The organism is Curtobacterium sp. ME12, assembly GCF_903970855.1.
Taxonomy (GTDB): domain Bacteria; phylum Actinomycetota; class Actinomycetes; order Actinomycetales; family Microbacteriaceae; genus Curtobacterium; species Curtobacterium poinsettiae_A.
The window spans coordinates 145,108-166,161 of sequence record NZ_CAJCKD010000001.1; the positions used below are offsets into that span (position 1 = coordinate 145,108).

The 21,054-nt window shown below is 71.8% G+C and carries 24 protein-coding genes; 16 read left to right on the forward strand and 8 right to left on the reverse strand.

Features of this window, described 5'->3' with window-relative positions; translation table 11 throughout:
• Positions 1 to 26: 26 nt before the first annotated feature.
• From H7A73_RS00670 to hemL, 9 genes are all read left to right on the forward strand, one after another.
• Positions 27 to 281: a hypothetical protein gene (locus H7A73_RS00670; protein ID WP_017887727.1), complete on the forward strand. Its 255-nt coding sequence runs from the start codon at positions 27 to 29 to the stop codon at positions 279 to 281.
• Positions 278 to 736 carry a phage holin family protein gene (locus H7A73_RS00675; RefSeq protein WP_071248880.1) on the forward strand — a complete coding sequence of 153 codons (459 nt, stop codon included), beginning with the start codon at positions 278 to 280 and terminating at the stop codon, positions 734 to 736. The genes H7A73_RS00670 and H7A73_RS00675 overlap by 4 nt, the downstream gene beginning before the upstream one ends.
• 41 nt (positions 737 to 777) lie before the next feature.
• Positions 778 to 1,008: a DUF3618 domain-containing protein gene (locus H7A73_RS00680; RefSeq protein ID WP_182064232.1), complete on the forward strand. Its 231-nt coding sequence runs from the start codon at positions 778 to 780 to the stop codon at positions 1,006 to 1,008.
• 68 nt (positions 1,009 to 1,076) lie between these two features.
• Positions 1,077 to 1,829 (forward strand): hydrogen peroxide-dependent heme synthase, encoded by a 753-nt coding sequence (hemQ, locus tag H7A73_RS00685; RefSeq protein WP_247737316.1) that lies wholly within the window; start codon positions 1,077 to 1,079, stop codon positions 1,827 to 1,829.
• A gap of 11 nt (positions 1,830 to 1,840) precedes the next feature.
• Positions 1,841 to 3,058 carry a ferrochelatase gene (locus tag H7A73_RS00690; protein WP_182064342.1) on the forward strand — a complete coding sequence of 406 codons (1,218 nt, stop codon included), beginning with the start codon at positions 1,841 to 1,843 and terminating at the stop codon, positions 3,056 to 3,058.
• Positions 3,055 to 4,107 carry a hydroxymethylbilane synthase gene (gene hemC, locus H7A73_RS00695; RefSeq protein WP_182064233.1) on the forward strand — a complete coding sequence of 351 codons (1,053 nt, stop codon included), beginning with the start codon at positions 3,055 to 3,057 and terminating at the stop codon, positions 4,105 to 4,107. The genes H7A73_RS00690 and hemC overlap by 4 nt, the downstream gene beginning before the upstream one ends.
• A 258-nt stretch (positions 4,108 to 4,365) precedes the next feature.
• Positions 4,366 to 4,947 (forward strand): uroporphyrinogen-III synthase, encoded by a 582-nt coding sequence (locus H7A73_RS00700; RefSeq protein ID WP_259362638.1) that lies wholly within the window; start codon positions 4,366 to 4,368, stop codon positions 4,945 to 4,947.
• A complete protein-coding gene (gene hemB / locus H7A73_RS00705) occupies positions 4,944 to 5,999 on the forward strand; it encodes a porphobilinogen synthase (RefSeq protein ID WP_259362639.1) in 1,056 nt (351 codons plus the stop codon). The genes H7A73_RS00700 and hemB overlap by 4 nt, the downstream gene beginning before the upstream one ends.
• A complete protein-coding gene (hemL, locus tag H7A73_RS00710) occupies positions 5,996 to 7,327 on the forward strand; it encodes a glutamate-1-semialdehyde 2,1-aminomutase (protein WP_182064234.1) in 1,332 nt (443 codons plus the stop codon). Before hemB ends, hemL begins: the two co-directional genes overlap by 4 nt.
• Positions 7,328 to 7,375: 48 nt before the next feature.
• Here hemL and H7A73_RS00715 read toward each other — a convergent pair whose 3' ends face one another.
• The 6 genes from H7A73_RS00715 to H7A73_RS00740 all read right to left on the reverse strand — a co-directional run bounded on the left by H7A73_RS00715 (position 7,376) and on the right by H7A73_RS00740 (position 13,243).
• Positions 7,376 to 8,053 carry a hypothetical protein gene (locus H7A73_RS00715; RefSeq protein ID WP_182064235.1) on the reverse strand — a complete coding sequence of 226 codons (678 nt, stop codon included), beginning with the start codon at positions 8,051 to 8,053 and terminating at the stop codon, positions 7,376 to 7,378.
• A 99-nt stretch (positions 8,054 to 8,152) separates the two neighbouring features.
• On the reverse strand, positions 8,153 to 8,950 hold the full coding sequence (locus H7A73_RS00720) for an ABC transporter ATP-binding protein (RefSeq protein ID WP_182064236.1): 798 nt from the start codon (positions 8,948 to 8,950) through the stop codon (positions 8,153 to 8,155).
• Entirely contained in the window at positions 8,947 to 10,263 is a 1,317-nt protein-coding gene (locus H7A73_RS00725; protein WP_182064237.1) for a hypothetical protein, read from the reverse strand. The genes H7A73_RS00720 and H7A73_RS00725 overlap by 4 nt, the downstream gene beginning before the upstream one ends.
• 3 nt (positions 10,264 to 10,266) lie before the next feature.
• A complete protein-coding gene (locus H7A73_RS00730) occupies positions 10,267 to 10,935 on the reverse strand; it encodes a GntR family transcriptional regulator (RefSeq protein ID WP_182064238.1) in 669 nt (222 codons plus the stop codon).
• Between the two features lie 92 nt (positions 10,936 to 11,027).
• Positions 11,028 to 12,005 (reverse strand): MDR family oxidoreductase, encoded by a 978-nt coding sequence (locus H7A73_RS00735; RefSeq protein ID WP_182064239.1) that lies wholly within the window; start codon positions 12,003 to 12,005, stop codon positions 11,028 to 11,030.
• Positions 12,006 to 12,214: 209 nt separating this feature from the next.
• Positions 12,215 to 13,243 (reverse strand): 6-phosphofructokinase, encoded by a 1,029-nt coding sequence (locus H7A73_RS00740; RefSeq protein ID WP_027467034.1) that lies wholly within the window; start codon positions 13,241 to 13,243, stop codon positions 12,215 to 12,217.
• A 73-nt stretch (positions 13,244 to 13,316) separates the two neighbouring features.
• Between H7A73_RS00740 and H7A73_RS00745 the strand changes: the two genes are divergently transcribed.
• Positions 13,317 to 14,285 carry a DNA-3-methyladenine glycosylase family protein gene (locus tag H7A73_RS00745; RefSeq protein WP_182064240.1) on the forward strand — a complete coding sequence of 323 codons (969 nt, stop codon included), beginning with the start codon at positions 13,317 to 13,319 and terminating at the stop codon, positions 14,283 to 14,285.
• 86 nt (positions 14,286 to 14,371) lie between these two features.
• Here the strand turns inward: H7A73_RS00745 and H7A73_RS00750 are convergent, their stop codons facing one another.
• On the reverse strand, positions 14,372 to 15,229 hold the full coding sequence (locus tag H7A73_RS00750; protein ID WP_259362640.1) for an NAD-dependent epimerase/dehydratase family protein: 858 nt from the start codon (positions 15,227 to 15,229) through the stop codon (positions 14,372 to 14,374).
• 99 nt (positions 15,230 to 15,328) lie between these two features.
• Here H7A73_RS00750 and H7A73_RS00755 point away from each other — a divergent pair, with 99 nt between their 5' ends.
• The 6 genes from H7A73_RS00755 (at position 15,329) to H7A73_RS00780 (ending at position 20,492) form a co-directional block, all read left to right on the forward strand.
• Positions 15,329 to 16,693: a hypothetical protein gene (locus H7A73_RS00755; RefSeq protein WP_182064242.1), complete on the forward strand. Its 1,365-nt coding sequence runs from the start codon at positions 15,329 to 15,331 to the stop codon at positions 16,691 to 16,693.
• A gap of 87 nt (positions 16,694 to 16,780) precedes the next feature.
• Positions 16,781 to 17,308 (forward strand): AAA family ATPase, encoded by a 528-nt coding sequence (locus tag H7A73_RS00760; protein ID WP_182064243.1) that lies wholly within the window; start codon positions 16,781 to 16,783, stop codon positions 17,306 to 17,308.
• A gap of 119 nt (positions 17,309 to 17,427) precedes the next feature.
• Entirely contained in the window at positions 17,428 to 18,543 is a 1,116-nt protein-coding gene (locus H7A73_RS00765; RefSeq protein ID WP_182064244.1) for a TerC family protein, read from the forward strand.
• A 43-nt stretch (positions 18,544 to 18,586) separates the two neighbouring features.
• Positions 18,587 to 19,276, forward strand: a complete 690-nt coding sequence (locus tag H7A73_RS00770; protein WP_182064245.1) for a YceI family protein — start codon at positions 18,587 to 18,589, stop codon at positions 19,274 to 19,276.
• Entirely contained in the window at positions 19,273 to 19,788 is a 516-nt protein-coding gene (locus tag H7A73_RS00775) for a sigma-70 family RNA polymerase sigma factor (RefSeq protein WP_071245305.1), read from the forward strand. The genes H7A73_RS00770 and H7A73_RS00775 overlap by 4 nt, the downstream gene beginning before the upstream one ends.
• Positions 19,785 to 20,492 (forward strand): zf-HC2 domain-containing protein, encoded by a 708-nt coding sequence (locus tag H7A73_RS00780; RefSeq protein ID WP_182064246.1) that lies wholly within the window; start codon positions 19,785 to 19,787, stop codon positions 20,490 to 20,492. Before H7A73_RS00775 ends, H7A73_RS00780 begins: the two co-directional genes overlap by 4 nt.
• Here the strand turns inward: H7A73_RS00780 and H7A73_RS00785 are convergent.
• Positions 20,489 to 20,968: a MarR family winged helix-turn-helix transcriptional regulator gene (locus H7A73_RS00785; RefSeq protein ID WP_182064247.1), complete on the reverse strand. Its 480-nt coding sequence runs from the start codon at positions 20,966 to 20,968 to the stop codon at positions 20,489 to 20,491. The two genes, H7A73_RS00780 and H7A73_RS00785, sit on opposite strands and share 4 nt — an antisense overlap.
• Positions 20,969 to 21,054 lie beyond the last annotated feature (86 nt).

Consider the following 21,054-nt stretch of genomic DNA (forward strand, 5'->3'; position numbering starts at 1 on the left):
ACAACCAATGCACGGAGGAATCGCACATGCGCGGAAAGCTCCTGTTCGTCGCCGGCGCCGCACTCGGGTACGTCCTGGGATCGCGAGCCGGACGGGCGCGGTACGAGCAGATCAAGACCGTCAGCGGCAAGGTCTGGAACAGCAACGGCGTCCAGAAGGGCGTGCACGTCGCCGAGGACTTCATCGCCGACAAGACCCCGGACGTCGCCGAGTTCATCGGTGAGACGACCAAGAAGGCCGTTCGCAAGGTCGGCCAGAAGAAGGACACCACCACCTCATGACCGACACCCGCGATCGCAAGTCGCGTTCGCTGTTCGGCCTGGTCGGTGACGTCCCGAAGCTCGTCAAGGGCCTGGTCAAAGGCGAGATCGACCTGCTCAAGGCCGAGATGCTCGCGAAGGCGAAGATCTTCGGCCTCGCAGCCGGTCTGCTGGTCGGCGCGCTCGTCGTCGTGCTCTACGCGATCGGCGTCCTGCTGACAGCAGCCGTGATGGGCCTCGCGACCGTGATGCCGGCGTGGCTGGCCGCGCTGGTGGTGGCCGTGGTGATGCTGATCATCGCCGCGATCCTCGGTCTCGTCGGCTGGAAGCGCCTGAAGAAGGGCCTGCCGATCACGCCGAAGCGCACCATCGCCAGCGTCAAGGACGACATCAACGCGGTCAAGGGCCTCGGCAAGAAGCCGACCCCGCCGACGCAGTACGGCAGCCGCAAGCCGGACGTCGACGGCCGCTCCTGAGCGCCGACAGCCCTGACAGCCGCACCACCGACGGAGGAACCGTGACCGACCCGCACGACGATCTCGCTGCTCGCGTCGCCGCGACCCGCGCCCAGTTGTTCGACACCCTCGACGCGATCGAGGACAAGCTCAACGTCCCGAGGCAGATCGGGATCGCGGCGTCGAAGTTCAAGCGCGGCCTCGACGAGAAGCCGGTGCCCTACCTGGCCGGTCTCGCAGCCGGCGTGGCGGTGGTCGGGGGTATCGTCGTGATGGTGCTCCGACGGCGGTAGACCGCCCGAGCGCGGTCCACCGGATGCGGGGCGGCCAACACCCTGGCAACCGATAGGACAATGGATCCATGAGCTCCGACGCGCCCGCGCACGCGAACGACCACCCCCACACCGAACCCGCCGAGACCGTTCACCCGGACTCCGGGATCGACCCGAACCTGCTGACGGCCTACGCCCTCTGGGCAGTGTTCCGCCGGCCCCTCGGTCCGGTCCACCGCGTCGGCGACGACGCCGTGGCCGAACTCGACACCGTGATCGCCGGCGCCGCCGAGCGCGGGGTCACGATCCGCGGCTTCTACGACGTCTCGGCCTTCCGTGCCGATGCCGACGTCATGGTCTGGCTGCACGGCGACGACGCGCAGGCCATCCAGGCCGTGCTGCGCGAGATCCGTCGCACCGGCCTGTTCCAGGACGCCGAGCCGGTCTGGCACGTGATGGCGATGCACCGCGAGGCCGAGTTCAACAAGCGGCACACCCCCGCGTTCCTGCGCGGTAAGGACCCCGAGGCGTGGATCACGGTGTACCCGTTCGTCCGCTCCTACGAGTGGTACCTGCTGCCCGAGGAGGAGCGCTCGAAGATGCTCCGCGACCACGGCATCGCCGGCGCGAAGTACCGCCGCGTGCTCACGAACACCATCGCGACCTTCGCCCTGAGCGACTACGAGTGGATCCTGCCGCTCGAGAGCCCGGACCTCGTCGACCTCGTCGACCTGATGCGCGATCTCCGCTACACCGAAGCGCGCATGCACGTGCGCGAAGAGGTCCCCTTCTTCACGGGTCGTCGCGTGACGACCGCCGAACTCCCGGAGGTGCTGTCTTGACCGACACCAGCATGATCACGAACGGCCAGGTCCTCGCCGCCACCCCCGCGGCGGCGTCCGGTCCCGAGCACGTCGAGACCCCGAACGCGTACGACGCGATCCTGCTCGCCGGCTTCGGTGGCCCCGAGGGCCAGGACGACGTCATCCCCTTCCTGCGCAACGTCACCCGCGGCCGCGGGATCCCGGACGAGCGTCTGGAAGAGGTGGCGCACCACTACCGCCACTTCGGCGGCGTGAGCCCGATCAACGCGCAGAACCGGGCGCTCAAGGCCGCACTCGAGGCCGAGTTGGCGTCGCGCGGCATCGACATGCCGGTCCTCTGGGGCAACCGCAACTGGGAGCCCTACCTGGAAGAAGCCTTCACCGAGGCGGCGGACAAGGGCTACACGAAGCTCGTCGCCATCGCCACGAGCGCGTACTCGTCGTTCTCGAGCTGCCGGCAGTACCGCGAGGACTACGCCCGCGTGCTCACCGAGACCGGTCTGATCGACACGATCCAGATCGACAAGGTCCGCCAGTTCTTCGACCACCCGGGCTTCGTCCGCCCGTTCATCGACGGCGTCCGCGACGGCATGGCCCGCGCGATCGCCGAGAACGAGGGCCTCGACGTCGCGACCGAGCTGCAGGTGCTCTTCTCGACGCACTCGATCCCGTCGTCCGACGCCGCCCGCTCCGGGCCCGACTACCGCGGGTTCGACGAGCACGGCGCGTACGAGGCGCAGCACCTGGCCGTCGGCGAGGTCGTCCTCGACCAGGCTTGGGCCGAGCTCCTCGAGCAGCCCGAGCACGCCCACCTGCAGGGCACGTCGAAGCCCGCCTGGAAGCTCGTCTACCAGTCGCGCTCCGGCCCCCCGACGCAGCCGTGGCTCGAGCCCGACATCAACGACTACATGAACGACGACCTCAAGGGCGGCCCGACCCGTGCCGTGCTGATCGTCCCGCTCGGCTTCGTCAGCGACCACATGGAGGTCATGTGGGACCTCGACGAGGAAGCCACCGAGACCGCCGGTGAGCTCGGCTTCTGGTCGCTCCGCACGCAGACCCCCGGCATCGACCCGGCCTACGTGTCCGGTCTCGTCGACCTGGTGCTCGAGCGCGTCAACGGCACGCCCAAGGCCGAGCGCCCGCACATGACCGACATCGGCCCCTGGTACGACGTGTGCCGTCCGGGCTGCTGCGAGAACGTGCGAGCGGGGTTCAAGCCCGCCGCCGCGGGCGTCGCTCCGTGACCGACACGACCGCGGACGACCCCAGCGCCACCGGGCCCGACGGGCCGACCCCGATCCGGCTCGGCACCCGTGCCAGCCGGCTCGCGGTCGCGCAGTCGCAGGACGTCGCCGACCGCCTGGCGAAGGCGGCCGGTCGCCCCGTCGAACTCGTCACCGTCACGAGCGAGGGCGACACGAACCGTGCCTCGCTGGCGTCGCTCGGCGGCACCGGCGTCTTCGCCAGCGCGCTGCGTGAAGCCCTGGTCGCGGGCGAGGTCGACGTCCTCGTGCACTCGCTCAAGGACCTGCCGACCGCGCCGTACCCGGGCCTGACGATCGGTGCCGTGCCGAAGCGTGCCGACGCCCGTGACGTCCTCGTCGCCCGGAACGGCGCCACCGTCGACACCCTGCCCGAGGGCGCGAAGGTCGGCACCGGTTCGCCGCGCCGTGCCGCGCAGCTCCGTGCGCAGCGCCCGGACCTCGACGTCGTCGACATCCGCGGCAACATCGACACCCGCCTCGGTCGGGTGGACGACGACCTCGACGCCGTGGTGCTCGCGGCCGCGGGCCTCGGCCGCATCGACCGCCTGTCGGCCGCCACGGAACTGCTCGACCTCGGCTTCTGGCCGAGTGCTCCGGGACAGGGCGCGCTCGCGGTGGAGATCCGCTCGGACGAGACCGACCGGGGGCTGCTCGCCGCACTCCGCAAGATCGAGCACGCCCCCACCCGCTTGACGGTGACGGCCGAGCGCGAGGTCCTCGCCAAGCTCGAGGCCGGCTGCTCCGCCCCGATCGGTGCGACGGCCGTCGTGGACGCCGAGCTGCTGCTCGTGTCCGCGACCGTCTACCGTCCCGACGGCACCGAGTACCGCACCGCGTCGCACGCGGCCGTGCTCGACGGGTCGGCGCAGGACCGCCTCGACGAGGCGCTCGCGGTCGGCGGTCGCGTGGCGACCGAGCTGCTCGAGAACGGCGCTGCAGACCTCGCCGACCTGGCGACCACCGTCGCCGAGGACACCACGGACGGGCCGTACACCGCGGGTCCCGGCCTCGCGACGCCGGCCGAGTAGGCGGTCACCACGGAACCCTCCACCACCGCGACGGACGAGGCGCGACCCCCGGTCGTCCTCGTCCCGCGTGGCGGTGCGTGGGGGGACCGGGTCAGCACGGCGGCGCGGGCCCGTGGGCTCACCCCCGTCGTCGTCCCGCTCATCACGGACGCTCCGCCGTCCGACCCCGCCGCGCTCGACGCTGCGGTCCGCCGACTGGTCGCCCAGGACACGGCCGGGAGGAACGGATCGCCGACGCACGTCGGTGACCGAACCCCTGTGGCTGGGTACGCCTGGGTGGTGGTGACCAGTGCGACGGCCGTGACGGTCCTGTCGGAACGCGTGGCGGGCCTCCCGGCCGGGGTCCGCGTCGCCGCGGTCGGCGAGCCGACCGCCCGTGCCGCGCGCGCTGCGGGCTGGATCGTCGACCTCGTGCCGGACGAGACGTCCGCCGCCGGCCTGGTGCAGGAGCTGCCGGACACCGACGGCACCGTGCTGTTCCCCCGCTCCGAGATCGCGGCACCCACGCTCGTCGACGGCCTGCGTGCCCGCGGCATCGACGTGGACGACGTGGTCGCGTACCGTACCGTGGGGACCGGCGACGAGCCGATCACCCTCGAGACGGCGCCGGCTGCGGTGCTCGTGACGAGCGGCAGCGTCGCCCGCGAGATCGCCCGCCGGATGACCCCGCTCGACCTCCGCACCATGGTGGCCTGCATCGGCCCCGGGACCGCGACCGACGCCCGTGCGGCCGGACTCCCCGTGCACGCGGTCGGACGAACCCGGTCCGCAGAAGCCCTGCTCGACGCCGTCGTCGAGGCACTGAACCCAACCACCCCCCACCAGGAAGGTCACCCGTGACTGGACGCTTCCCCCAGGTCCGACCCCGTCGGCTCCGCGCCACCCCCGCGATGCGACGACTCGTGGCCGAGACCCGGCTCCACCCCGCCGAGCTCGTGCTGCCGATGTTCATCCGCGAAGGTGCGACCGACGCCGTGGACATCTCGAGCATGCCGGGCGTGCAGCAGCACTCCCTCGACTCGTTCCGCCGCGCGCTGGTCGACGCCGCGTCGGTCGGTGTGGGTGGCGTGAACCTGTTCGGCGTCCCGACCACGAAGGACGCCACCGGCTCCGGCGCGACCGACCCGGACGGCATCCTCAACGTGGCGATCCGCGTCGCTCGGCAGGAGGTGGGGGATGCCCTCGTGGTGCAGTCCGACCTGTGCCTCGACGAGTTCACCGACCACGGGCACTGCGGCGTGCTGGCGGCCGACGGCTCCGTCGACAACGACGCCACGCTGCTGCGCTACCGCGACATGGCGGTCGCCCAGGCCGAGGCCGGCGCCGAGCTCGTCTGCATGAGCGGGATGATGGACGGCCAGATCGCCGCCGCACGTGACGCCCTCGACGGCGCCGGGCACAGCGGCACCGCGCTGCTCGCCTACGCCGCCAAGTACGCCTCGGCGTTCTACGGTCCCTTCCGCGAGGCCGTGTCGTCCTCGCTCGTCGGTGACCGCCGGACGTACCAGATCGACGCCGCGAACGGTCGGCAGGGGCTCCGCGAGGTCGCGCTCGACGTCGACGAGGGCGCCGACATCGTGATGGTGAAGCCCGCGATGAGCTACCTCGACGTGCTCGCCGAGACCGCGGCGACCTCGCCGGTCCCGGTCTGGGCCTACCAGATCTCCGGCGAGTACGCGATGATCACCGCAGCAGCGCAGAACGGGTGGATCGACCGCGACGCCGCCGCGATGGAGTCGCTCGTCGGCATCAAGCGCGCCGGAGCCGACGCGATCCTGACCTACTTCGCCGTCGACATCGCACGGAAGCTCAACGAGGAAGCGGGCCTCCGCACCTCGGGCAGCACCGCGGACGTCGCCGGCATCGCCTCGACCGGGAAGGCCCCCGAATGACCACGAACGACCAGCTCTTCGGCCGTGCCAAGAACGCGATCCCCGGTGGCGTGAACTCCCCGGTCCGCGCCTACGGGTCGGTCGGCGGTACCCCGCGCTTCCTGGTGTCCGCGAAGGGCGCCTACGTCACCGACGCCGAGGGCCGCGAGTACGTCGACCTCGTCGCGTCGTGGGGCCCCGCGATCCTCGGGCACGCCCACCCGGGCACGGTCGAGGCCGTGCAGCAGGCCGCCGCACGTGGACTGTCGTTCGGGGCGTCGACCCCGGGCGAGACCGAGCTGGCCGAACTCGTGAAGCAGCGGGTGTCGGTGGACGGCGACGGCCCCATCGAGAAGCTCCGCATGGTGTCGACGGGCACCGAGGCCACGATGACCGCGATCCGGCTGGCCCGCGGCTACACCGGTCGCGACCTGCTCGTGAAGTTCGCCGGGCACTACCACGGGCACTCGGACTCCCTGCTGGCCGAGGCCGGCTCGGGTGTCGCGACCCTGGCCATGCCGGGCAGCGCGGGCATCACCGCCGAGACCGCCGCGCAGACCCTCGTGCTGCCGTACAACGACCTCGACGCCGTCCGACGCGCGTTCGACGAGCACTCCGAGCGCATCGCCGCCGTCATCGTCGAGTCCGCCGCCGCGAACATGGGTGTCCTGGCACCCGAGCGCGGCTTCAACCGTGCCCTGGCGCAGATCACGCAGTCGCACGGGGCCCTGCTCATCGTCGACGAGGTCCTCACCGGGTTCCGTGTCGGTGCTGCCGGCTGGTGGGGCCTCGAGGCGTCCAAGGTCGTGCCGGACGGCGCCGGGTGGAAGCCCGACCTCATCACGTTCGGCAAGGTCATCGGCGGCGGCATGCCCCTCGCCGCGCTCGGCGGTCGGCGCGAGGTCATGGACTTCCTCGCCCCGCTCGGGCCGGTGTACCAGGCTGGCACCCTGTCCGGGAACCCGCTGGCCGTCGCCGCCGGCACCGCGACGCTCCGGGCCGCCACCGCCGAGGTGTACGAGCACCTCGACCGCACGGCCTCGACGATCGCCACCGCGACGAGCGAAGCCCTGTCGGCCGAGGGCGTCGCCCACACCGTGCAGCACGCCGGCAACCTGTTCTCGTTCGCGTTCTCGGAGACCGCGCCGCGGAACTACGACGACGTGCGGGCGCAGGACGTGTTCCGCTACGCGCCGTTCTTCCACGCGATGCTCGACGCGGGGGTGACCCTGCCGCCGAGCGTCTTCGAGGCGTGGTTCGTCACCGCCGCGCACGACGACCGCGCGGTCGGGCGGATCCTCGACGCCCTGCCCGCGGCCGCGAAGGCTGCTGCCGCCGCGACCGCGTGACGGCCGCGAAGGCTGCTGCCGCCGCGACCGCGTGACGGGCAGCGGGCCTCAGGAGCAGTCGGACTTCGTGAAGGTCGTGTCGACGGTCTTCGACGAGCCCTCGAACGCGTAGGTGTACCGCATGTCGACGTCCTCGTCGAGGAGCTTCTTCGTCTCGCTGTTCGAGCAGAGGTTCGGCCCGACGGCGTCGCGGATGGCCCCCTCGGTGATCGAGGCCGGGTCGACGTTCGCCGACACGGTGTAGTCGTAGTGGATCGCGGCGCCCTCGGCCTCGATCCCGGTCCACGTCGTGACGGAGTCGACCTGCTTGGGCAGGTCGCTCTGCTCGCGGATCTGCGCGACGGCCTTCGAGACCTTCTCTTCCGTGGAGTCGCTGAAGGCCGCGTTGAGGCCCTGGCGGACGAGGAACGCCACCACCACGGCGACGACGACGCCGAGCACCGAGATCAGGACGCGCTTGCCTCGGGAGGACGACGACTTGGGCGGGGGTGCGTACGGTGCGGCTCCGGCGGGGGCGGCCTGGGCGTAGGGCTGGCCTGCGAGCGGTTGCTGCGCATAGGGCTGGCCTGCTGGCTGCTGCTGCGCGTAGGGCTGGCCCGCGGGCTGCTGCTGGGGCTGGCCGACGGGCTGCTGCGGGTACTGCTGGCCGTTGGGCTGGCCGGCGTCGGGCTGGCCGGCGTTGGGCTGCGGCTCGGACCCCGGGTAGGGCGGCGGCGTGTTCGTCATGGTTCCCCCTGGTGACGGTCCGCGGCGTGACACCATCGTGCGGTGCCGGGTCCCTCCCCGACACGGGCCGCGGACACTGAACAGCCATTCAAGCACGCGTCAGGCGGATCGGCGCGCGGCCCAGCGCCCCTCTGCCCGCAGGATCGCGAGCGGGAAGTCGAACGCGTGTGACACCGCCGACGACGTGATGACCTCGTCCGAGGTGCCCTGAGCCACGACGGCGCCGTCGCGGAGCAGCATCGCGTGCGACGTCGAGGCCGGCAGGTCCTCCAGGTGGTGGGTCACCATCACGCTGCCCAGCTCGGGGTGCCGGTGCCGCAGCGCGTCGACGGTCTCGAGCAGGTGCTCCCGCGCGGCGACGTCGAGGCCGGTCGCCGGCTCGTCGAGCAGCAGCAGCTGGGGTTCGGACATCAAGGCTCGGGCGATGAGGGCGCGTCCCCGCTCACCCTGCGACAGCACCGGCCAGCGGGCGTCGCGTCGTGCGGTGAGCCCGACGTCGGCGATGTGCTGCTCTGCCAGGGCGACCTGCTCGGCCGAGGGGTCCCACCGCATCATGAGGTCCGTCGTGCCGGTCAGCCCGGTGAGCACCGTCTCGAGCACGGTGAGCGGTGAGAGCATCCGGTGCCGGGGGTCGACGTGGCCGATGTGCTCGCGGAGTTCACGGACGTCGACGCGTCCGAGCCGGCGGCCCAGGACCTCGACCGTGCCCGCGGTGGGGTGCCCGGTGGCACCGAGGACGGCCAGCAACGTGGACTTGCCGGCACCGTTCGGTCCGAGCAGGGCCCAGTGCTCCCCGCGTCGGACGGTCAGGTCGACGTCGTGCAGCAGGTCGCGGCCGGAGCGCGTGACGCGGACCCCGGTGGCGTTGATCAGGACGTCATCGTGCGCGTCGGTCATGACCCCATCGTGCCCCACCGCGCCGTGACGTCGTCCACGTGGGCCCGCGCGATGTCGACGAAGAGCTCGGCGGCCGTCCGGGCGGCCACCGGTTCGCCGCTGCCCGCAGCCGCGTCGAGGGCGGACCAGAGCGCTCCGGCGTCCCACTGCCGGAACGCAGGGGCCTCGGGCAGCGCGTAGACGAGCCGGCCGAGCGCAAGGCGCAGTGCTCCTCGTTCCCACCGGTTGCCCGAGTGCTCGGCGAAGAACCGGCTCACGGCGAAAGCACTGTCCGTGTACCGGTGGTCGCGGACCTCGCCGTCGGTGCGGGCGCGCTCGACGAGGTCGTGGAACTCCTCGAGCGCGTCACCCTCGAGCGCCGGGAGCAGGCGCCGAGCAGCTGCCGTGAACAGTCCCGCGAGCAGCTCCATCGCGTCCCGCCACGCGGTGAGGGACGGTTCGGCGATCCGCACCATCCCGTGGTCGTCCTCGATCAGGGCGAGGTCGGCCAGGCTCCTCAGGGCTTCGGCCACCCTCGCCGGAGGCGAGCCGGTCCGCGCGACCAGGCTCTGGAACGCGTGCGTCGAGCCGACGGGGAGCGCGCCGGTGCGGATGTCCCGCAGGAGCGCCCGCTCCGTCGCCGACCGACGGCGTTCGGAGGCGGACACGGCGAGGCCGGAGGGGTGGGGGATCCCGGCGTTCCGGCGTTGCACGTCGAAGAGCGCGGAGAGCTCGTGGACGGCCGTGTCCACGTCGTCGGCTGCACGGCCTGCGGCGACACGCTCGACCGCGGCGAGCCACGGGCCGAGTTGCGGGACGGTCCAGGGTTGGTTCGGGAACCTCGCCCATCGGAGTCGCTCGAACGCCTGCACGCCCAACGACCGGACCAGGCGGTTCGGGCAGTGCTCGAACCAGAGCTGGGCCGTGGTCGCGAACGCCGCGCGGTACTCCGGCTGCCGGAGCGCCGCGAGTGCCCGTGTGCTGGCGGCAGCGGTGCCCAGGCGTTGCACGAGGTCGTCCGACAGCACCGGCACCGTCGCCCGCATCGCCGGGCCCATCAGGGCGACCCAGAAGTCGTACCCGTCCGAGATGTCCTCGTCGGAGAGCCCGTCGTACTCCCACGACCCGTCGCTCCGGAGCGTGAACAGCCCGAGGTCCTGCAGGCGGGCGGCTGCGGCGCGCAGCCGTGCTGGGGGTGCCCCCTGCGTGACAGCGAGGTGGTCGACGTCGACCACGACAGCGTCCCCTGGACCGGAACGGACGTGGGCGAGCAGGGCGGTGTACGCGTCGTCGTTCACCGACGCCCACGGATCACCCCACTCGCCGGTGACCACGGGTCAGCCGCGGTCGGCGCGGACCGCTTCGATGTGCTGCTCGAAGTTGCGCGTGAGGGCTCGTCCGGCCTCGGCGGCACCTTCGCCGTCGCGCTCGGTGAGCGCTTCGCGCAGGATCGAGAAGAACGCCTCGGACCCCCACTGCTCGAACGCCGGCGTGGGGTTGAGCGTGAAGCGGACCCGCTCCATGGCCCCGACGGCCGCGTTCTGCACCAGGGGATTGCCGGAGTGCTCGACGCCGAACTCGATGATCTCGGTGAGCGCACCGCTGAAGCCGTAGTCCCGCACCTTGCGCATGCGGTCGGCCTTGTCGAGCAGCGCGGTGAGGGCTTCGACGTCCTCGTCGCTGTACTCGGGGACGCCCCAGCGCAGGCTGAGCTCGAAGAACCCGGCGGTCGCGCGGGTCGCGATGACCCAGTCCTCGAAGGTCGGGGTGGCGACGCGGGTGTACCGGTTCGCCTCCATCTCGACCAGGCCGATGTCGACGAGCTTCGCGATCGCCTCGCGGATCGGGGTGCGACTCACACCCAGCCACTGCACCAGTTCGTCGTCGTTCAGGCGCTCGCCGTGCTGCAGCGTGCCGTCGCGCAGGGCCGCGAGCATCTTGTCGTAGACGACGTCGCGCAGGAGCTTCCGGGGAGAGCTCTCCACGGTGGATTTGGGGACCGGCATGTCATCTCCTCGAGGACGAAATCGACACTCGAAATCCTAGCGTGTCAATATGCAAACGTTTGCTAAATCAACCGCTCGGGGAGCTTGCCCGATCAGCCCGCGACGGCGACGACCGTCCGACCGTGCACTCGCCCAGCGACGACCTCGGCACCCACCGCGATGGCCTGCTCGGGCGTGACCGTGCGGGTGACGTCGGCCAGGAGCGCTGCGTCGAGATCGGTCGCGAGCCGGTCCCACGCCCGACGTCGGAGCTCCAGCGGCGCGTCGACGGAGTTGATCCCGAGCAGCGACACCGACCGCAGGATGAACGGCAGCACGGTCGTCGGCAGCGCGGAGTCCTGCGCCAGCCCGCACGCCGTGACGGCACCACCCCACCGGGTCGATGCCAGCACGTTCGCCAGCGTGGCCCCACCGACGCTGTCCACCGCTCCGGCCCAGGTGGCGCGCTGCATCGGCTTGCCCGGCTCGGACAGGGTGGCGCGGTCGACCACCTCGGTCGCACCGAGTCTGCGGAGCGAGTCCGTGTTGGCCGCGCGACCGGTCGACGCCGTCACCCGGTACCCGCGGGCCGCGAGGAGCGCGATCGCCGCCGTGCCGACCCCGCCGGACGCCCCGGTCACGAGCACCGGTCCGTCGTCCGGTGCGACGAAGCGCTCGAGGGCGAGCACACTGAGCATCGCCGTGAACCCCGCCGTACCGATGGCCGCGGCGAACGAGTCGTCGATCGCCTCGGGCAGCACGACGAGCGACCCGGACGGCACCACGGCCTGCGTCGCCCAGCCCCCGTGCCGGGTCTCACCCAGGCCGGCGCCGTTCAGCACCACCCGGTCACCGATCGCGACCTCGTGCACACCCGGTCCGAGCCCCGACACCGTTCCGACCACGTCGATCCCCGGCACGAGCGGATCGAGCCGGGCGACGCCGGGGTTCCGCGCGAGGGCCAGGCCGTCCTTGTAGTTGACGCTCGAGTACGTGACGTCGACGAGGGCCTCGCCCTCGGCCGGATCCGGCAGGTCGACGTCGGTGACGGTGGGCGGGGCTGCACTGGACACGAGGACGGCGCGGGTCATGCGCCGGACGCTACCCCGGGCCTCCCGGCGGCCTGCCCGTTCTTTCCCAGAACGCGCGCGATGCCTGGTGGTTTCGGGCTTACTGGGTCGGAAGAACCGACCAGGTACGCCCGATTCGACCCGCTACGCCCGAAACCGCCCAGCCCAGCCCAGCCCAGCCGCCCCACCCTCCCCAGCCCAGCCGCCCCAGCCCGCCCCAGCCAGCCCACTCAGCCGAACATGATGGCGGCCTCGTCGAACCGCGCCTGCGGCACCGTCTTGAGCTCGCCGAGCGCCTCCTCGAACGAGACGTGCTCGATCTCGGTGCCCCGGAGCGCCACCATCCGGCCCCAGCGCTCCTCGACCACGGAGTCGATCGCCGCCAGCCCGAGCCGGGTCGACAGCACCCGGTCGTAGGCGGTCGGCGTACCACCGCGCTGGATGTGCCCGAGGGTCGTGGCCCGCGTCTCGATGCCCGTCATCTCCTCGATGAGCGGCGCGAGGCGCTCGCCGATGCCGCCGAGCCGCGGCCGCCCGAAGGCGTCGAGTCCGCGCTCGGTGTGCGCGGTGTCCTCGTGGTCGGGGACGAAGCCCTCGGCCACCACCACGAGCGGTGCGCGACCGCGGTCGTACGCGGCCCGCACCCACTTCGCGATCTGTTCCATGCTCGTCTTCTGCTCGGGGATGAGGATCGCGTGCGCGCCCGCGGCCATGCCGGAGTGCAGCGCGATCCAGCCCACGTGCCGACCCATCACCTCGGCGACCATGCAGCGCGAGTGCGACTCACCGGTGGTGCGCAGGCGGTCCATCGCCTCGGTCGCGATGGCGACGGCGGTGTCGAAGCCGAACGTGTAGTCGGTCGCGCCCAGGTCGTTGTCGACCGTCTTCGGCACACCCACGATCTTCAGGCCGGCGTCGGTCAGGCGCTTCGCGGCGGCCAGGGTGCCCTCGCCACCGATCGCGACGATGGCGTCGATGCCGTGCCGCTGCAGGGTCGCGGAGATGTTCTCGACCCCGCCGTTGGGCCCTTCGAACGGATTCGTGCGGCTCGTCCCGAGGATCGTGCCGCCCTGCTTCGCGATGCCCTGGATGTCCTTGCGGCCGAGCGGGACGATGTCGCCGTCGACCACCCCGCGCCACCCGTCACGGAAGCCGACGAAGTCGTGTCCGTAGATGGCGATGCCCTTCAGGACGATCGCGCGGATGACCGCGTTCAGGCCGGGGCAGTCGCCTCCGGAGGTGAGGATGCCGATGCGCATGGGAACTCCGTCGTCGGGTGGTGGGGATCAGTGCCCATCATGACTGACGGTGGTTCCGCATTACCATCCCCGTGTGTCCCTGCTCGCTTCCGCTTCGCCGCCTGCGGCCGCTGGTGCGTCCGGCGAAGCGTCTCGCGTCGACACGGTGTACCGGCCTGGAGGCGCGGTGGACGTCGCGTCGACCTTGCGGCCCCTGCAGCGCGGCTCCGGCGACCCGGCCTTCCAGGTGGTCGGCGGCGTCGTGTGGCTCGCGCTGCGCACGCCCTCCGGTCCCGCTTCCGTGGCGATCCGGCGGGCCGGCGACACGATCGCGGTGTCGGCGTGGGGCGACGGTGCTGCGTGGGCCGTTTCCCACGCTCCGGAGATGCTCGGTCGCGGCGACGACTGGGACGGGTTCGACGTCACGCGCCACGAGTTCCTCGCCGCCGCCCGCCACAAGCAGCCCGGGCTCCGGCTGCTCCGCACGAACACCGTGGTCGCGATGCTCGTGCCGGCGATCATGGAGCAGAAGGTGACCTCGCGCCAGGCGTGGGGGGCGTGGCGGTACCTGCTCCGTCGGCACGGCACCCCGGCGCCCGGTCCGGCACCCGCGGGCATGATGGTGCCGCCGGACGCTCCGACGTGGGCGCGGATCCCGAGCTGGGAGTGGCACCGTGCCGGCATCGAACCGGGGCGCTCGGCCACCGTGATGCGTGCCGTGAAGCTCGCGCCGGCACTCGAGCGGACCCTGGCCCACGGCCGCGGTGGCGAGGTCGTGTCCACGAAGCTGCAGACGATCCCCGGGGTCGGCCGGTGGACCGCAGCCGAGACCGCGCAGCGCTCCCACGGTGACCCGGATTCGCCGAGCGTGGGGGACTTCCACGTGCCGGCGCTCGTCGGGTGGGCACTCACGGGCGCCCCCGTGGACGACGACGGGATGCTCGAGCTGCTCGAACCCTGGCGCGGGCACCGGGAGCGTGTCGTGCGGTTGATCGGCGGCTCCGGGTTCCGGAAGCCGTCGTTCGGGCCGCGGATCACGATCCAGGACCACCGGGGCCACTGAGCGGCGGTCCGTGGAACACCGGTGTTCGCAGCTTGAACACCCGCACGCGGGTGTTCGGCGCGTGGACACCGGTGTCTTGCGGGGTGTCAGGGGTGGCGGGTGCCCTCACCGGCCAGCACGGCGCGGTAGCCCTCGCGGAACGTCGGGTACTGGGGCGTCCATCCCGTCGACCGGAGCAACGCGTTCGACAGGCGCTTGTCGCCGCCGGCCTGCCGCGCGTCACCGTCGCCCGTCGACGGCTCGGCGACGTGGAGTTCGTCGGCCAGGAACCGCAGCACGTCGTCCAACCGGCTCGGCTCGTCGTCTGTCCCCAGGTAGAGCGGTGCCGGGTCGGGCAGGGCCGCCAGGTGCACGAGCGCGGCGGCGGCGTCGTCGCGGTGGATGCGGTTCGTGTGCGGTGAGGTCCCCGGTGCCAGCCGTGCGGACCCGGACCGGACCTGGTCGATGAGCCGCTCGCGGCCCGGACCGTAGACGCCCGACAGCCGGACCAGCACGGCGCCGGGAGCGCGCTCGCGCAGCAGGACCTCGGCCTCGACCAGGACCTCGGCGGTCGGGGTCGCACCGCGCGACGGGGTCTCCTCGGTGACCTCGCTGCCGTCCGAGACGTCGTACACGGCGGTCGAGGACACGACGAGCACCCGGGGGTCGGCCTCCGAGGCGTCGATGCCGTCGAGCACGTTGCGCAGGCCGTCGACGTAGGTGGCGCGGTACTCGTCGACGTCGCGGCTGCCGGCGGCGAAGGCCACGACGACGACGCTCGTGTCGGCGGGGATCTCGGGGACCTCGTGGCGCAGGTCGACGCTCCGGCCGGTGATCGGTGCGGGGATCAGCTCGGCGCGGCGGCGGAGTCCGATCACGTGGTGGCCCTGGTCGGCGAAGCGCAGGCCGGCTTCGGTCCCGAGGTCGCCGCATCCGGCGATGACGACTGTCGTGGAGTTCTGCACGGCTCGACCTTGGCACGGTCTCATGGTGGAAGGCGGAGAGCTTTGTGATAATCGTTCTCAACTGGGCGACCACCGTCCGGTCTTCCCGACAGGAGCTCCATGTCCGCTCGATCCCTGCGTCTCCTCCCCGCACTCGTCCTGGCCGGGCTCGTCCCGCTCGTCGGCGCCGCGATCGCCGTCCCCGCCTCGGCTGCACCCACCGTGACCCGGACCGCCCACCACAGCTGGCTCGTCACGGCCGATCCGACGGCGAAGCGCGTGTACGTCAACGACGCCGTGACGGGCCGGCGGACCGCCACCCTGAGCGGGATCGAGTTCGGCACCCACGCGGGCTCCGTGCAGCTCGGCCACGGGCAGATCGCGTTCATGGACGAGTCGAAGCCGCAGCTCGACGTCCTCGCCATCGGCCCCCGCGGCACGGCTCGCATTGCGCAGCACTACGCGATCCCGAACGGCGACGGCAGATGGGAGCGCGCCGGCTGGCTGTCCACCGACACCGCGCGGCGTCACCTGGCGGTCGGTTCCGACTTCGACGGCTCCGAGCGCCAGCGGGTCACGGTGATCGACCTGCGGCGGAAGACGGAGCGCACTGCTCGGATCGACACCTCGGCCGTGCAGCTCGCCACGACGGGCAAGCGCGGCACGGAAGAGGTGGAGACGTTCCTGGTCGGCAGCCCCCTGCGCCTGGTGGTCACCGCGGGCGGACGACTCGACGCCTACTCCGTCTCGGCGATCATGCAGGGCGCAACGCATCCGCGCCCGGTCGCGACCACGCCACTCGGCGCCTACCCGCACGGCCCGATCGTCAACGCCACCGGGACGGTGATCGGCTCCGACCTCGCCGCCGGCGTGCAGACCGTCCGGGTGACGCGGGCCGGCTTCACGAGCTCCCGGTCCGTCGCCTACCCGAAGCCGAGCGTGCAGAGCTACCGACCCCGCATGGCACCGGACGGCACGACCGCGGTGGGCACGCAGGCCGGGATCACGGCCGCGGGCACCCCGTGGAACGCCGTCCCCGTCTACCTGACCACCTCGTCGACGTCGTCCAGCAGGATCAGCAGTGTCGACCTCGGCACCGGGTCCTTCACCCGGGTCGCCGTCACCGCCCGGTTCGCCGCCGTCGCGCTGACGTCGGGTACCGGGGACTCGCTCGTCCTGGTGCGGAAGCAGGCCGACGGTGTCTACTCCGGCCGCACGGCCTCGGTCCCGCTCACGCCGCTGCGCAAGGGGCCCGTCGCCGGACAGTCGGCCGCCGGCGCGTCGGTGCGGTTCACCGCGGCGACCGACGACGGCCGCAGCGTGTTCGTGACGCGGGGCGACGAGGGGAAGATCACCCAGATCGACACGACCGGTGCGAAGCCATCCGTGCTCCGCACCATCACGCTGCCCACGGCGCTCGCCGGGGGTGGGTACCTGACCACGGTCGACTCGACGGTGGCCCCGTACGACCTCAGCGGTCGCTGACCGTTCGACCGGTCGGCCGAACCGCTGACTGCCCGGCCGACCAGCCGCCGACCGCCCCTCGGGGTGGTCGGCGGCTAGGGTCCTGGTGTGATCGTCTGGTTGAACGGAACGCACGGGGCGGGCAAGACCACGACGAGCCGACTCCTCCAGCCGCTGCTGCCCGGCTCGCGGATCCTCGATGCCGAGAAGGTCGGCGAGGTGCTGATGGACGTCACGCCGGGGCTGCCGGAGAGCGACAACTTCCAGCACTGGGACCCGTGGCGGCCGCTCGTGGTCGAGACCGCTCGGCGGGTGCACGACTACGTGGGCGGGCCGCTCATCATGCCGATGACGGTCCTGGTCGAGGCGTACTGGCGTGAGATCGCCGCGGGGCTCGCGGACCACGGGATCCCGGTCCAGCACTTCGTGCTGCACGTCGACGAGTCGACGCTCCGCGACCGGATCCAGAACGACCCGATCGTGGGGCCGTCCACGTTCCGGTTCGCGTACGTCGACGCCTACGCCGAGGCGGCGCGCGGCTGGCTGCACGCCGAGGCCGAGGTCATCGACGCGACCGACGTCCCCGCCACCGAGGTGGCCCGGGCCGTCGCGGACGCGGTGACGTCAGCGCGCTGACAGCACGAGCCTGTCCGCCGCACGCAGCCCCCGGGTTCGCCACCGCCCGGATCATGCCGGAGACTGGTGCGGGTCGCTCACGAAGCTGCCCGCCCCACCACCAGCAAGGAAGGCTCCGCATGCCCGAGCTCCCCGTCGTGTTCGAAGTCGGCTCGATGATCGCCCTGGTCGCGATCCTGCTCGCCGACCTGCTCATCGTCGCGCGTCGCCCGCACGTGCCGACGCTGCGCGAATCCGGCGTCTGGGTGGGCATCTACGTCGGGCTCGCACTGGTCTTCGCGGTGCTCATGCTGGTCTTCGCCGGTGGCGACTCCGCGGGGCAGTTCCTGGCGGGCTGGCTGACCGAGTACAGCCTGAGCATCGACAACCTGTTCGTGTTCGTCATCATCATGGCGCGCTTCTCGGTGCCGAAGAAGATCCAGCAGGAGGTGCTGCTGCTCGGCATCATCATCGCGCTCGTGCTCCGCGGGATCTTCATCCTGGTCGGCGCGCAGCTCATCGAGAACTTCTCGTGGATCTTCTACATCTTCGGCGCCTGGCTGATCTGGACGGCGATCCAGCAGCTCCGCGGCGAGGACGAGGACGACCAGAAGGACACCTTCATCGTCCGGCTCCTCCGCCGCCGGGTCCGTCTCACCGACACGTACGACGGCATGAAGTTCCGCACCCACCACGACGGTGTCCGGCACTTCACGCCGCTGCTCATCGTGCTCATCGCGATCGGCACCACCGACCTGCTGTTCGCGCTCGACTCGATCCCGGCGATCTTCGGCATCACCGAGAGCCCCTTCATCGTGTTCACCGCGAACGTCTTCGCGCTGATGGGTCTGCGCCAGCTCTACTTCCTGCTGGGCGGACTGCTCGAGCGTCTCGTCTACCTGAAGTACGGCATCGCCGTGATCCTGGCCTTCATCGGTGTGAAGCTCGTCCTGCACGCGCTGCACGACAACGAGCTGCCGTTCCTGAACGGCGGCCACCACATCGAGTGGGCGCCGGAGATCAACACGTGGGTGTCCCTGCTGGTGATCGTCGCCGCGATGGCCGTGTCGACGCTGGCGAGCCTCGTCCGGATGCGCGGGGAGACCCCCGCGACCGACGACGGCGCCGTGACGAACACCGCGACCGACGGCGAAGCGGCGACCGACGGCGAAGCGGCGACCGACGACGACCGGGCCGACCAGGACCGATCCGACCAGGACCGCGCCGACCAGGACCGCGCCCGCACCGCCGACTGAAACCCGTCTGAACGATCCGCCCGGCTACCTCGTCGTTCAGGGTATGGCACTCCGCAAACGAACCAAGGTCATCATCGGGATCTCCGCCGGCGTCGTCGTCGTGGCGGCAGCAGCCGTCATCGCCGGCCCGGTCATCTACGCGAACACCGTCAACGGCCAGGCCGCCGCAGCACCCTCGCTGTCGGCGTCCTCGTCCGGCACCCTCGACGCGAAGGACGCCGACGGCACCTGGACGAGCAAGAGCAGCTCGTACGCCGGGTACCGGGTGCACGAGGTCCTGCAGGGGAACGATGTGAACGTGGTCGGTCGCACGAAGGACGTCAAGGGCACCGCCGTCGTCGACGGTGGGTCCCTCACCAAGGCGTCCGTCACCGTGCAGGTCGGCAAGATCAGCACCCCCGAAGCCGCCCGCGACGAGTACTTCCGCTCCACCGCACTGCAGACCGACAAGTACCCGACCGCGACGTTCGAGCTCACGAAGCCCGTCGACGTCACGAAGGCGCTCGACGGCTCCACGCAGGACGTCACCCTGACCGGCACGATGGACCTGCACGGCGTCGAGAAGCCGGTCACCGCCGATGCGCAGGTCGCGGTCGGCGAGGGCGGCACCGTCCAGGTCGCCGGCACCGTGCCGATCACCTTCGCCGACTACGGCGTGAAGGCGCCGTCGCTCGGCTTCGTCACCGTGGACGGGAAGGGCTCCGTCGAGTTCTCCCTCGACCTCGGGAAGTGACCGTGACGAGTCGTTCCGCGGACGAGCTGCTCGCGACGCTGTACCGCGAGCACGGTGACGCGCTCACGCGGTACGTCCGGCACCTCACGCGGGACGGCTCGACGGTCGAGGACGTCGTGCAGGAGACGATGGTCCGCGCCTGGCAGCGTCCGGCCGTGCTCGAACGGGCACCCGACAGCGCGCGGGCGTGGCTCTTCACGGTGGCGCGCAACCTGGTGGTCGACGACGCACGGTCGGCCCGCAACCGCCGTGAGCACGGCACCGAGCACCAGGTCGAACGGATCGAGTCGGACAGCACGGACGCCGTGCTGGACCGGATCGTGGTCGCCGACGCACTCGCGTCGCTGACCCCGGACCACCGCCGCGTGGTGGTGGACGCGTACTGGCTCGGGCACACGGTGCCGGAGATCGCACGACGACACGACATCCCGGAGGGCACCGCCAAGTCGCGGCTGCACTACGGGCTGCGAGCCCTGCGGCTCGCACTGCAGGAACGAGGAGTGACCCGATGAGCGACGACAGGTACGCGGAGTGGGATGCGGCGTACGTCCTGGGGTCGCTCCCGGCCACTGAGCGGCTGGAGTACGAACGGCACCTCGAGACGTGCGACCGCTGCGCGGCCGCCGTCGCGGAGTTGGTCGGTCTGCCGGGGCTGCTCGGCAAGCTGCCGGCCGACCAGGCGATCGAGATCGCAGAACCGGACGGGAGGCCCGACACCCGTTCCGAGAGCGACCTCGCCTCCGTCGCGCACCGCGTCCGACACCGTCGCCGCCGTCGCCGGGTCTGGGTCGCCGCCACCGCGGGGCTCGCGGTGGTCGCCGCCGTCCTGGGCGGGCTCGCGGTCGGTGCCGCCGGCGAGCGCATCACGGTGCAGGCCGGTGCCACTCCGACGGCAGCTGCCACCGCCGACCGCTACGACATGACCGGCGTGCAGGGACTCGACGTCCAGCTCGCCATCAGCGGCGAGCAGTGGGGCACCCGCTTCGACTGGGGGTGCTCGTACGGCGGCAAGGAGTGGTCGCCGGACGGGTCGATCCTCTACGACCTGGTGGTCGTCCGGACCGACGGCACGACGCAGACCGTGGGCTCGTGGACGGCTGCCGGTGCGGACGCCCGAGGACTGTCGGCGTCGACGGACATCCCGCGGGACGACATCGAGAGCGTGCAGGTCCGGCTGCGCGGTGAGCGCGGCGCGCTCGCCGTCGTCACGCTCTAACCGGCCTCGGCCTCGTCCGACGCATCGTCGGGGCCGATGGCGTCCTGGACGCGCGCGCTGACGGACCGCAGCGTCTCGGCGTCGGTCCCCACGGGCCTCCAGAACAGGTCCTCGAGCGCACCGGTGTGCGCGCGGATGCCGGCGAGCACCGCGCGACGGCCGTCCGCGGTCATCACCACCCAGCTGCCACGGGCGTCGCTCGGGCAGTCCGCCCGCTCGACCAGGCCGCGGGAGACCATCCGCGTGACCTGGTGGCTGACGCGCGACTTCTCCCAGCCGATCCCCGCGGCGATGTCCCGGACACGCAGACGGTGGTCGGGGTCACGGTGCAGGCCGATCAGGATCTCGAACTCGGGGACGGAGATGCCGGCGCCCGCCTGGACGGCCCGGTCGAGCGCCCGGTCGAGTCGTCGCCAGACGTCGTGGTACGCGTCCCAGGTGGCCCAGTCGTGGCCACCGTTGCCCTCCGTCGACATGCCGACCAGCGTATCCACCGGGCGGACGGTCGGACCGCGCAGCGGCCCCTTTCATCCGCTCGGATGACTCCTGGCCGACGTACGGC